The 11,803-nt window shown below is 37.0% G+C and carries 11 protein-coding genes; 9 read left to right on the top strand and 2 right to left on the bottom strand.

Annotated elements, in window-relative coordinates; genetic code table 11:
• Nucleotides 1-70 precede the first annotated feature (70 nt).
• From ASE74_RS09670 to ASE74_RS09685, 4 genes are all read left to right on the top strand, one after another.
• Entirely contained in the window at nucleotides 71-565 is a 495-nt protein-coding gene (locus tag ASE74_RS09670; protein ID WP_055907819.1) for a hypothetical protein, read from the top strand.
• A 430-nt stretch (nucleotides 566-995) separates the two neighbouring features.
• Entirely contained in the window at nucleotides 996-2,189 is a 1,194-nt protein-coding gene (gene mqnE / locus ASE74_RS09675) for an aminofutalosine synthase MqnE (protein WP_055907853.1), read from the top strand.
• A 96-nt stretch (nucleotides 2,190-2,285) separates the two neighbouring features.
• A complete protein-coding gene (locus ASE74_RS09680) occupies nucleotides 2,286-2,909 on the top strand; it encodes a histidine phosphatase family protein (protein WP_055907823.1) in 624 nt (207 codons plus the stop codon).
• Between the two features lie 39 nt (nucleotides 2,910-2,948).
• A complete protein-coding gene (locus tag ASE74_RS09685) occupies nucleotides 2,949-3,674 on the top strand; it encodes a menaquinone biosynthetic enzyme MqnA/MqnD family protein (protein ID WP_055907826.1) in 726 nt (241 codons plus the stop codon).
• Between the two features lie 112 nt (nucleotides 3,675-3,786).
• On the opposite strand, the gene ASE74_RS09690 is transcribed toward ASE74_RS09685, so the two are convergent.
• Entirely contained in the window at nucleotides 3,787-4,101 is a 315-nt protein-coding gene (locus ASE74_RS09690; protein WP_055907827.1) for an HPF/RaiA family ribosome-associated protein, read from the bottom strand.
• A 226-nt stretch (nucleotides 4,102-4,327) separates the two neighbouring features.
• Between ASE74_RS09690 and mutS the strand changes: the two genes are divergently transcribed.
• The 4 genes from mutS (at nucleotide 4,328) to ASE74_RS09710 (ending at nucleotide 8,714) form a co-directional block, all read left to right on the top strand.
• Nucleotides 4,328-6,940, top strand: coding sequence for a DNA mismatch repair protein MutS (gene mutS / locus ASE74_RS09695; RefSeq protein ID WP_055907832.1), 2,613 nt, complete (start codon nucleotides 4,328-4,330; stop codon nucleotides 6,938-6,940).
• Between the two features lie 73 nt (nucleotides 6,941-7,013).
• Nucleotides 7,014-7,511 carry a C40 family peptidase gene (locus ASE74_RS09700; RefSeq protein WP_082458727.1) on the top strand — a complete coding sequence of 166 codons (498 nt, stop codon included), beginning with the start codon at nucleotides 7,014-7,016 and terminating at the stop codon, nucleotides 7,509-7,511.
• Nucleotides 7,512-7,634: 123 nt separating this feature from the next.
• Nucleotides 7,635-8,102: a TlpA disulfide reductase family protein gene (locus ASE74_RS09705; RefSeq protein WP_055907836.1), complete on the top strand. Its 468-nt coding sequence runs from the start codon at nucleotides 7,635-7,637 to the stop codon at nucleotides 8,100-8,102.
• A gap of 6 nt (nucleotides 8,103-8,108) precedes the next feature.
• On the top strand, nucleotides 8,109-8,714 hold the full coding sequence (locus tag ASE74_RS09710; protein WP_055907857.1) for a thioredoxin family protein: 606 nt from the start codon (nucleotides 8,109-8,111) through the stop codon (nucleotides 8,712-8,714).
• Here the strand turns inward: ASE74_RS09710 and ASE74_RS09715 are convergent.
• Nucleotides 8,711-9,898, bottom strand: coding sequence for a DUF1624 domain-containing protein (locus ASE74_RS09715; RefSeq protein WP_055907839.1), 1,188 nt, complete (start codon nucleotides 9,896-9,898; stop codon nucleotides 8,711-8,713). The genes ASE74_RS09710 and ASE74_RS09715 overlap by 4 nt on opposite strands.
• A gap of 286 nt (nucleotides 9,899-10,184) precedes the next feature.
• Here ASE74_RS09715 and ASE74_RS09720 point away from each other — a divergent pair, with 286 nt between their 5' ends.
• Entirely contained in the window at nucleotides 10,185-11,609 is a 1,425-nt protein-coding gene (locus ASE74_RS09720) for a glycoside hydrolase family 125 protein (RefSeq protein ID WP_055907841.1), read from the top strand.
• The last annotated feature ends 194 nt before the right edge of the window (nucleotides 11,610-11,803 follow it).

The following is an 11,803-nucleotide window of genomic DNA, read 5'->3' on the forward strand; positions in this document are numbered from 1 at the left end:
TAATTTAAGGTTCGAAATTGTTTTGGCAAGATTTATGTATAAAGTTTGACGAAAATTAAATTAAACAAAAATGAAAAGATTATTTATAGCTATCGCAATAGCATGTTCTACTTTAGTAATGTTACAAAGCTGTAATACCGCAAAAAGAGTAACTGCAGGTGTAACAGGTAGCAGGGGTACTGTTGTTCGTGAGTGGGTAGTGAGTAATGTTGCTTTGGAAGGTTTACCAGATGGTGCTGTTCAAGGATTATTTGGAGAAAAATCATACAAATGTTTTCAGGGAAGTACCTGGAATTTAACCAATAGCGGTAATGGTTCTTACACTTTACCTGCATCAAGTGCATGTGGTTCGGTAATGCAAACCATTTTCTGGTCGGCAGCACCTAAAGACCAGACTTTCCAGTTCAAGAAAATATTTGAAGGAGATAAAGCTAAAAATGTGACAGAAGGTTATCGTTTGGTATTAACTGATCTTTCTAGCACACAAATGATCTTAAAATCTCCAATTGAATTTGGTGGTAAAACGGCAAACATCGTACTTACATTTGTACCTGCTGCAAGATAGTAGCTTAAACATTTACCTTTGAAAAACATAATAAGAGCACCCCTGAAAAGTGGTGCTTTTTTTGTTTACCATCTTTTAGTATTGCCACGGAAACACGGATTTACACGGGGTTTCTTAGACTCTTTGTATTAAGTTTTTTAACCACAGATATAAATTAGAATCAGGATTTGTCTTACATATCTTGCCATCAAGTGGGGAAAATATCAATTTATACTTGAGTTTGACTGTTATTTTTCCGTGACTTCCGTTTTTCCGTGGCTAATATTGACGCCTACAGCTAAGCTCACCTAAAAAAGCAATCAATATCTGTGTTTATCCATTTTTATCTGTGGCTAATAATCAAGAACAACATTCAAAAATCGCGGTTTGTTACAAGAAAATGATTTTCAAATCGGCTCATTATTGTATTTTTGTTCAAAATAAATCAGGAATGAATACAACTGAGCAAGTTGAAAAAATATTAGCTGATACCAATTTATCAACTGAATTACAAAACATAGCACACAAAGTTCTTCACGGAGAACGGATTACATTTGATGAAGGTGTGCATCTTTACGAGCATGCCGAACTGGGTTACCTGGGTGTTCTCGCAAATTATATTCGCGAAAAAAAACATGGCGATAAAACATATTTTAATCGTAATTTCCACTTAGAACCAACAAATCTTTGCGTTTACGACTGTAAATTTTGTTCTTATTCTCGTTTAATCAAGCAAAAAGAGGAAGGTTGGGCATTAACCATGGAGCAAATGCTCGATATTGTTAAAAAATATGATGGCGAGCCTGTAACCGAAGTCCACATTGTAGGTGGGGTACTTCCTCAGTATGATGTAGCATTTTATTCTGCTTTATTTACCGCAATTAAGCAACACCGTCCTGATTTACATGTTAAAGCCTTAACACCTGTTGAGTATCATTATATTTTTAAGAAAGCCAAAATCGATTATGCAACAGGTATGCGTTTGATGAAAGAAGCCGGATTGGAATCGATACCAGGTGGTGGAGCGGAGATTTTTCACCCTGAAATAAGAGAGCAGATTGCCAAAGATAAATGTACCGGACAACAATGGTTGGATATACATGAAGAATGGCACAAACTTGGTATGCGCAGTAATGCAACGATGCTATACGGACATATCGAGAAATACTGGCATCGGGTAGATCATATGGAAAAACTGCGTGAGCTGCAAGATCGTACGGGTGGTTTCCAGACATTTATCCCATTGAAGTTTAGAAATCAGAATAACCAGATGAGTAATGTGGCTGAATCTTCAGTAATTGAAGATTTAAGAAATTATGCCATTGCCCGTATTTATATGGATAATTTCGACCACATTAAAGCCTATTGGGCAATGATCAGTCGTGAAACAGCGCAGCTATCTTTAAACTATGGCGTTGATGATATTGATGGCACTTTAGATGATACTACGAAAATTTATTCAATGGCCGGGGCAGAAGAACAAACCCCTGCTATGAGCACTAAAGAGTTGGTTAATTTAATTAAACAGGTAGGGCGAAAAGCAATTGAACGGGATACTTTATATAATGTGGTTACGGATTTCGAAAATGTAGTTTTTGAAGAAGAAAAAAAGCCACAGTATTATAAGTTACCTGTTGTGAATTAAGGATTGATTGAATTTAATAGGCAATTCCCATTAAATTATTCAAAATTCTCTAATTCAATAATTAATAACTCAACTATTCAAAATCAATCATTATTAATGAAGGAAATATACATCATACGCCACGGCGAAACGGAACTTAACAGGCAAGGCATAGTACAGGGCAGAGGTATAAATTCTGACTTAAATGATCTAGGTAGAGCACAAGCTGAAGCCTTTTATCAAACTTATAAAGATATTCCTTTCGAGAAGATTTATACTTCAGATTTAAAACGTACCTGGCAAACCGTTCAGAAGTTTATCGATTCGGGCTTGCCTTGGGAAAAACTTTCTGGGCTGGATGAGCTTGCCTGGGGTGTTTGGGAAGGAAAGCCGAATACTGAAGATGCACGTGATGCCTTTCGTGAGATGTTACAAAGCTGGCAGGATGGCAATTATACAGCTCATTTTGAGGGTGGCGAAAGTGTTCAGGATGTTTACGAACGTTTAAAACAGCCCATGGAAGTATTGATGAGCAGACCTGAAGAGAAAACAGTTTTAGTTTGCATGCACGGCAGGGCAATGCGTGTTTTCTTATGTTTATTGCTAGGAAAACCTTTAAGCGAAATGACTGAATTTCCACATCAAAATACAGTACTTTATAAAATGGGTTTCGAAGATGGGAAATTTTCTGTTCTCGAATTTAACAGTGCCGTTCACTTAAACGGCTTAGTAATTGAATAATACGCTTATTGCAAAACGCGAAGCGCAAAATATAATACCTTGAATAAGATTAAAATATCGGCTGTTGCCTATACCAATACCAAAGCTTTTATATACGGATTAACACATTCGGACATTATTAATAAAATTGATTTAAGTTTAGACATTCCTTCAGATTGTGCTGCCAAAGTGATTAACGGTGAGGCAGATCTTGGTTTAATGCCAGTAGCTGCAATCCCTTTGGTTCCGAATGCAAATATTGTGGCCGATTACTGTATTGGAAGCGATGGGGGAGTAAATTCGGTATTCATTTTTAGCGATGTAGCCGCAGAAGAGATTAAAACAGTGAGGTTGGATGCCCATTCGCGTACATCTAACAATTTAGCCAAAGTTTTACTGAAATTTTATTGGAAAAAGGAAGTGGAGTTTACTACAGATCCAACTGCAAAAACAGATGCATTCGTTTTAATCGGCGATAGAACTTTTGGTAAAAAAGACGATTTTACTTACGCTTATGATATGGGTGAAGAATGGAAAAACTTTACGGGATTACCATTTATGTATGCCGCCTGGGTGGCAAATAAAGAAATCTCAAAGGAATTTAAAGAAGAGTTTAATGCCGCTTTAAAATTTGGACTTGAGCATAGAAAAGAAGTTTTGCATGAACTACCAATAACGCCAAATTTTGATCTTGAGGATTATTTATACAACAAACTTCAGTTTGATGTTACAGAAGATCGTAAGAAAGCATTAAATCTATTTTTGGGTTATATTGAGCAGTTGTAGAATTTGATGTTTGTTAGAACGTCATTCCCAACTTGATTGGGAATCTTAATGCGTTTGCTTTTAGTGCATTAAGATCCGCCTGTGCAGAGAATGACGTCCGTACTATAGTTATTTAGTGACTTTTCATTTTTCCAGCCACTTTTTCCAATGCGCTTTTCAATTTTGTTAATGCTCCGGTAATGGCTAAATCGTAAGTATTGCCTAAATTGGTAACAGCAACAGGTTCTTTGCCAGAAATTCTGGCCTCCAACAAGCATCTTTTATCGTCTAATCCTTCTTTGCTTCCGTTTTCATCTGATAAATGCACCTCCAAGCGTGTAATCAAATCACTATATCTACTCAAACCTTCATTAAGCTGAGTTTGAATTTTTTCGTCGTATTCCTGGTGGATGGTTAAATTTTTGTCGGTATTAAGTTGGATCGTCATAATTAAAAAATTAGGTTAAATTTATAATAGTTTAACATACAAGTAGGTGAATTGTTTAAATTGTTAAGGTTGCTTAATCTATTAATCTTTTATATCGGTTAACTGTAATATCCTACGATAAACCAATTCAAATGGTTAAACAAGCATTTTTTTTAACTTTTCAACAAAACAGTTGTAAAATGCTTATTCGTGTTATCTTTATGGCTTTTGTAAATTAATTTCAATTTTGGCTAAAGACACGAATAAAGAAACCCCGTTAATGCAGCAATACAACGCAATTAAAGCGAAGTATCCGGGCGCACTTTTACTATTTAGGGTTGGCGATTTTTATGAAACCTTTGGCGAAGATGCCATTAAAACGGCACAAATTTTAGGTATAGTACTCACCAGAAGGGGTACTGGCCCAAATGGCGGTGCATTGGAGCTGGCTGGCTTTCCGCATCATTCTTTGGATAACTACCTTTCCAAACTGGTAAGGGCTGGTCAAAGGGTAGCCATTTGTGATCAGCTCGAAGATCCAAAAACTACAAAAACCATTGTTAAACGTGGTGTAACAGAGTTGGTTACCCCTGGTGTAGCTTATGGTGATAATATTGTAAATCAAAAATCAAATAATTTCCTAGCCTGCGTTTTCTTCGATAAAACACAATTGGGAGTTTCTTTTTTAGATATCTCAACTGGTGAATTTTTAATTGCACAGGGCAACAGCGATTATATAGATAAACTTTTACAAGGATTTAAACCTACAGAAGTTATTTTTCAGAAATCAAAGCGACAAGTTTTTACAGAAAACTTCGGCGATCGTTTTTACACCTTTGGCCTGGATGAATGGCCATTTACTACTGATTTTGGGAACGAAACCCTGATGAAACATTTTGAAGTTTCTTCCTTAAAAGGTTTTGGTGTAGAGCGTTTGCAAAGCGGTGTTGTTGCTGCCGGGGTTATTTTACATTACTTAGGAGAAACTGAGCACCGCAACTTGCAGCATATCAGCTCAATAAGCCGTATCGAAGAAGACCGTTACATGTGGTTAGATCGTTTTACCATTCGTAACCTCGAACTGGTGAATTCGCCAAATGATAATGCGGTAACCTTATTCGATATTTTAGACGATACCTGTACCCCAATGGGTGCACGTTTGCTGCAAAAGTGGATTATTATGCCACTTAAAGAATTAAAACCAATCCAGGAACGTTTAGGAATGGTGGATTATTTTGTACAGCATGAAGAACTTCAAGGTGAGTTTATAAATAACATTAAACAAATAGGGGATCTGGAACGCCTGATTTCTAAAGTAGGTTTACAACGTGTTGGTCCCCGAGAATTGGTGGCTTTAAAACGTGCGTTATACCATATAGAAGCAGTTAAAAAACTGGCTGCTGATTCGAAAAATCCATTTCTGATCAAAATAGCTGATCAGTTAAATCCATGTTTGGCCATTAGAGAAAGAATTGAAAAAGAGTTACAGCCCGAGCCGCCAGCCTTACTGATTAAAGGAAATGTTATCGCGGATGGAATTGATGAAGATTTAGACCGCTTGCGTAAAATTGCTTTCGGAGGTAAAGATTACTTGGTTCAGATTCAGAAACGGGAGGCAGAAGCAACTGGTATTCCATCGTTAAAAATTGCTTTTAATAATGTTTTTGGTTATTATCTGGAAGTTACCCATACCCATAAAGATAAAGTACCCGAAGGTTGGATCCGGAAGCAAACCCTTGTAAATGCCGAGCGATACATTACCCCCGAACTTAAGGAATATGAAGACCAGATTTTAGGGGCGGAAGAAAAAATTCAGGCTATTGAAATCCGTTTATATAACGAACTGATGTATGAAACGGCCAATTACATCAAGCCAATTCAACTCGATTCCTTTTTAATTGCCCAGCTGGATTGTTTATTGTGTTTTGCGCAATTGGCAGTTAAAAACCATTACAATAAACCTAAAGTTACTACCGATAAAGTTCTGGATATTAAAGGTGGTCGCCACCCGGTAATAGAAAAGCAATTGCCTGTAGGCCAAGAGTATATTACAAACGATGTTTACCTGGATACCGAAAGTCAGCAGATTATCATGATTACCGGTCCCAATATGGCAGGTAAATCGGCTATTTTAAGGCAAACTGCTTTAATTGTGCTTATGGCGCAGATGGGCTCATTTGTTCCGGCGAAAGATGCAGAAGTGGGTATTGTAGATAAGATTTTTACCCGTGTTGGGGCTTCAGATAACATTTCTTCCGGAGAAAGTACGTTTATGGTTGAGATGAACGAAACGGCCAGTATTTTAAATAATATTTCTGATGACAGTTTGATTTTATTGGATGAGATTGGTAGGGGAACCAGTACTTATGATGGAATTTCAATTGCATGGGCCATTGCAGAATTTTTACATCAGCATCCTACCGCCAGACCGAAAACACTTTTCGCAACCCACTATCACGAATTGAATGAGCTGGCCAATACCATGCCGCGCATCAAAAACTTTAACGTTTCAGTAAAAGAAATGACCAATAAGGTAATCTTTTTAAGAAAGTTGATTCCTGGTGGAAGCGAGCACAGTTTTGGTATACATGTAGCGAAAATGGCGGGTATGCCATCCAAATTAATTGGGCGCGCAAATGAAATATTAAAGAAACTGGAAATAGACCGTACAGAAGGACAAAGCATTAAAGACAGTATTAAGAAAGTGCAAAATCAGGCTTACCAGTTGCAGATGTTTGCTATTGACGATCCTGTTTTGGTGAAGATTCGCGATACACTAAATAATTTAGATGTTAACGCATTAACCCCTGTAGAAGCATTATTAAAGCTGGATGAAATACAGCGATTGATAAAAAATTAACCAAAAATTCGAATGATGAATACAGCAGTTCATTAAAAGAGTTGAGTGAATGTTGATCAAGGAATTAAAAATTATGCTAAAATCTAAATATTCTTTTTCTATAATTTTAGTGCTCTCTATTTTTATAACTTCTTGTGGAACAAGGAAGTATACCGTTAAAAGTGATACAAAAGCTTCCAAAGCCGCCGATGCCATGGCGAATTTAAAAAGTAAACCACTTTACCGTTTTATCACCGATTGGACAGGGGTGAGGTACCGTTTTGGCGGACTGGATAAAAGTGGTATTGATTGCTCTGGTTTTGCTTTTTTATTGGAGAAAGAGATTTATGGCATTACGCTTCCACGCATATCACGCGATCAGGCCAATGCAGTAAGAAGAAAAGATATCGATAACTTAAAAGAGGGAGATCTGGTATTTTTCTCATTCGGTGGTAACGATGTAGATCATGTTGGTGTTTACCTTAATAACGGTTTTTTTGTGCATGCCAGTACCACAAGGGGGGTAATTGTTGATGATTTAATGTTGCCCGCCTATCAAAAGGTTTTGGTTAAATCAGGATCGGTGAACTAATCATTTTCGTAATTTCGACTGGAGTGCGCTTCCTATGAAAAATAGGTGACCTCAGTAGAAATGACTATCGCTTTCTAGGTTACAATCAATAAAACAAACCCTATCATTTTTCGTTATTCTTTTATGCGTATATTTTTTATAATCTGCTTATCTTTAGTTACTTATTCAGTTAATGCACAGGTTAAACTGCTTAAACTTGATGATTTGGATAAACGCATTGCCAACGGGAAAGATACTACCTATGTCATCAATTTCTGGGCAACGTGGTGTTCGCCATGTGTAGCCGAATTGCCAAATTTTGAAAAATTACGTTTAGCCAATTTAAAAAAGCCGGTTAAAGTACTCTTAGTGAGTTTAGATTTTAAATCAAAACTGCAAAAGGAAGTAACTCCATTTGTGAAAAGTAATAAAATTAATGCTGAAGTATTTCTTTTAAATGAGCCTGATCAACAACAATATATAGAAAGGATCGATAAGAAATGGTCTGGTGCTATTCCGGCTACTCTTTTTGTAAATAAGAAAATCAGGCGTTTTTATGAGCGGGAATTTACAGAAACAGAACTTAAAAATACTTTGTTAAACTTAAAATAGATGGCAATGAAAACAATTATTTTGATGGCATTTATGCTGATTTCACGATTCGCATTTGCACAAACTGAAGGCTATAAAGTGGGCGATGTAGTTAAAGATTTCTCGCTGAAGAATGTAGATAACAAAATGGTAACCTTGGCCGATTACAAGGATGCAAAAGGATATATTGTTGTTTTTACCTGTAATACCTGCCCTGTGGCTAAAGCTTATCAAAACCGTATCGCTGCTTTAAATGAAGTTTATGCGCCAAAGGGTTATCCAGTTATAGCGATTAATCCAAATGATGCTGGCACTGTTCCTGATGAAAGTTTCCAAAAAATGCAGGTGCTGGCCACAGAAAAGAAATTTAATTTTCCTTATCTCTTAGATCCTGACCATTTGGTAACCAAACAATTTGGTGCTTCAAGAACGCCACATGTTTTTGTGCTGAATAAAACCGACAAGGGTAATATAATTGAATATATCGGAGCGATTGATAATGACCCGGAAGAAGCCAGCCCAACAAAAATCGAATACGTAAAAAATGCCGTTAACGAATTATCTGCTGGTAAAAAACCTATAATATCATCCACTAAGGCTGTTGGTTGCAGCATAAAATGGAAAAAAGCTTAAACATAGCTTAACCACCACTGTTTGTGTGTTTCTTTGTATTTCTTAAACCATTTACATGGTAAATAAAGGGATGCTACTGCACAAAACCATATCAGGTATACAATAGGGAGATTAAAACCAAATGTTGCCGGCCTAAACCAGAACGGAATTTGTACAATTTCTTTATTGGTATGCCCTGTGGCAAAAAATACGATTACTAGTAGCGTATGCAGCAGATAAAAGTGTAGCACATAATAAAAAAATGGCACAGCACCATATACAGATGTGATTCTGGTAAACCAGTTGTTTATCTTTTCAGTAAAGGCCAAAATCAGCATTGCCGGGCCCAAAGTCATTGTTGCATATTGTAATGATGGCGGGTATTTATTGACGTTAAAAAAAGCAAGCAGGTTTTTAAATAGATCATGGTAATCTTTTCTCGGCACAGGATCGCCATATAAATTGATCAATCTTAATGCTATAAATGTAAAAAGAGTGAGTGACCCAACTATTAATAAATTACGTTTTCTACGGTCAATATTATAGTCTTTTTTGTACCACGCGCCAATGCCATAACCCACAAACATAATTCCCGTCCACGGGAGTATGGCATAAAAATCGCCGATAAGATGGTTATTGGATAAGGGAATTACAGTTCCTGAGGCCGTAAAAAACACTTTCAGAAATAAACCGCCATTGGCATCCGCTGTTGCAGGGAATACATTAAAAAGATTATGGCCAAAAACCAATACCAAACCAGTAATTAAAACCATTTTATAAGAAATACGGCTAAATAGTGCCAAAAAAATCATGCTAAAGCCAATAGCCCATATTACCTGAAGGATAATAAAATTGTAAAAAGGATTAAAGGTTAAACCAAGCGTAATCAATGCAATTTCTATTACAATTAGCCATAAGCCACGCTTCAATAAAAATGAGCTTGCTTGGGCTGGGGTTTTACTTTGGGCAGATAAGTATGCGGATAATCCGGATAAAAATACAAATGTGGGTGCGCAGAAATGAGTTATCCAACGGGTAAAGAACAAAATTCCGGTTGTGGTATCAGGATTTAATGGATCAGCAATCATTGCACCAATGTGGAAGAAATCTCTGGTATGGTCTAAAGCCATAATGATCATAACTAAGCCACGCAATATGTCAATGGATAATATGCGCTTTGATGGGGTACTGCTGTCGGCACTCATAGCAATTAGTTTGGTTGCTTAAAGATAACAATTCACAATTATTTATAAGGCCTTAATTTATTACCTTTAAATTTACCATATTGATCTTTACAGGTATTATAATGTATTGTTTAAGAAAATCGATTTAGGAATAGTTTAATTGCTGTTAATGATTTTGATGTTCCAAAAATTATAATAATATTTGTTAAGCGCTAACCGAATAATATCTTATCCTTAAATTGATCATAATCAATACCAGATGGATTTCGGTTATTTAAAATTGACCAAATTATCATAACACATCATAATGAAAAGAAGAACATTTATACAAAACACAGGCTTGTTGGGAGCAGGCGTAGTCGCATCGAAATTCTCCTTTGCGGCTAATCTCGCACCAGAATTTCCTGTGGTACGTGTGGCTGCTGCTAAACGACATTTCCAGAGTAAAGCTGTAGATGCAGCAATCAAAACTTTTCAGGCAAACGTAAAAAACCCTGAGCTTGCCTGGTTATTCGAAAATTGTTTCCCGAATACCCTAGATACTACCGTTTATCATTCTGAAAAAAATGGCAGACCAGATACTTATGTAATCACTGGTGATATTGATGCAATGTGGTTGCGCGATAGTTCTGCACAGGTTTGGCCTTATCTGCAATTTGTAAACGAAGATGAACCACTTAAAAAGGTAATCGCAGGGGTAATCATTCATCAAACACAATGTGTTTTGAAAGATCCTTATGCCAATGCATTTTACGGGGATGCTACTAAAGTTGGCGAATGGAAAACAGATAAAACCACCATGCAGCCCGGCGTACACGAGCGCAAATGGGAAATAGATTCTTTATGTTATCCTATCCGTTTAGCTTATCATTATTGGAAAAAAACAGGTGATAAAACCCCTTTTGATGCCGATTGGAAAAAAGGAATTGAAGCAACTTTGAAAACTTTCAAAGAGCAGCAGCGCAAAACAGACAAAGGTCCATACCATTTCCAGAGAGAAACTACCCAACCTACAGATTCGTTGCCAATGGCCGGTTATGGTTTCCCGGTAAATCCGGTGGGCTTAATCTGCTCTGCTTTCCGTCCGAGTGATGATGCCACAATTTTCCCTTTCCTGGTGCCTTCAAACTTTTTTGCAGTATCTAGCTTAAAACAAGCAGCAGAGATGATTAAAGCTTTGCAGCCTGATAAAACTTTGGAGAGCAATTTGTTAAATCTTGCCGATGAAGTTAATGCAGCCTTGCAAAAGCATGCAATAGTTAACCATCCAAAATACGGTAAAATTTACGCTTTTGAGGTTGATGGTTTTGGAAGTTCATACCTGATGGACGATTCGAACGTACCGAGTTTACTCGGCTTACCATATTTAGGAGCAATGAAAGTAGAAGATCCCATATACCAGAATACAAGGAAATTCGCCCTTTCAAAAGATAATCCTTACTTTTTTAAAGGTACAGCAGCAGAAGGTATTGGTGGTCCGCATGCCGGGCAAGATATGATCTGGCCAATGAGCATTACCATGCGTGCCTTAACCTCAAAAGATGATGCAGAAATTAAATACTGCATCGATACTTTACGTAAAACACATGCTGGTAAAGGTTTCATGCACGAATCTTTTAATAAAGACAATCCTGCTAATTTTACCAGGGCCTGGTTTGCATGGTCTAACACCTTATTTGGTGAGTTGCTTTGGAGAACTTATCATGAAAAACCAGCTTTATTGAAGGCTTAAAATCAAGACGGTATTTATTCAAAATCGATTGCCAATAAATACAGCGTGTTCATATAATTTTAGAGTGGAATTGAATTAATTCCACTCTTTTTGTTCGTGCGCCGGGCATGGCAATCGACTATAGGGTTCAAGTCCCGAACACGCTTAGCAGTAGGAAGTGTTAGCTCGAGACAAGGGTGTCGTGGGTGACTGCG

This window comes from Pedobacter sp. Leaf216 (assembly GCF_001421515.1).
Taxonomy (GTDB): Bacteria; Bacteroidota; Bacteroidia; order Sphingobacteriales; family Sphingobacteriaceae; genus Pedobacter.